The 700-nt window shown below is 73.4% G+C and carries 1 pseudogene; it reads left to right on the plus strand.

Annotation, left to right across the window (positions count from 1 at the left end):
- Positions 1-700 (plus strand): annotated as a pseudogene (locus tag HUK84_RS21495) (tetratricopeptide repeat protein); the annotation flags it as partial.

Raw genomic sequence — 700 nt, forward strand, 5'->3', positions numbered from 1 at the left:
GGCGGACGCCCAGGCGCATTACGACCGCGCGCCGCGCAACGCGATGCTGGCGGTCATCCGGCCGATTCTACAGGCCTGGACGCTGCTGGGCAGCGGCGATGCCGGCCGCGCGCTGTTGGTGCTCGACCCCTGGACCGCGGACCGGTCGCTGGGCGGGTATTATGCGGTGCATGCCGCGCTGATCGCCGATGCCGCCGGCCTGCATGCCCGGGCCGATGCCTATTTCCGCGCCGCCCTGGCCGCATCGCCCGGGCATGACCTGTTCTCCACCCGGGCCGTGGGCCATTGGCTGGTCGGTCAGGGCCGCCGGGCCCAGGCCCTGCAACTGGTCGACCGGCTGGCCGTGTCCATCCCCGCCTTGTCCCTGGCCAAAGACGGGATCGTCGCGTCGCTCGCCCGGACGCCCGCCGCCACCCCGCGCCAGGGAATCGCCCAGGCCTATGCTTTCCTGTCCGCCCTGATCGGCCAGGAAGCCGAGCGCCTGCCCGATCCTCCCGGCCAGGACGCGCGGGTGGCGGGGCTGCGCGACCTGCGCATGCTGCTGCTGCGTTTCGCGCTGACCCTGGATCCGGCCTTCGGCCAGGCGCGCCTGATGCTGTCGGCGCTGCAATATGATGCCGGGCAGGCCGCCGCCGCCCGCGACACCATCGCGCAGGCCGCGTCGTCCGATCCGCTGGGGACGGTCATCCGGGTGCAGCAG

The sequence above is a fragment of the Nguyenibacter vanlangensis genome (genome assembly GCF_013376155.1).
GTDB lineage: Bacteria > Pseudomonadota > Alphaproteobacteria > Acetobacterales > Acetobacteraceae > Gluconacetobacter > Gluconacetobacter vanlangensis.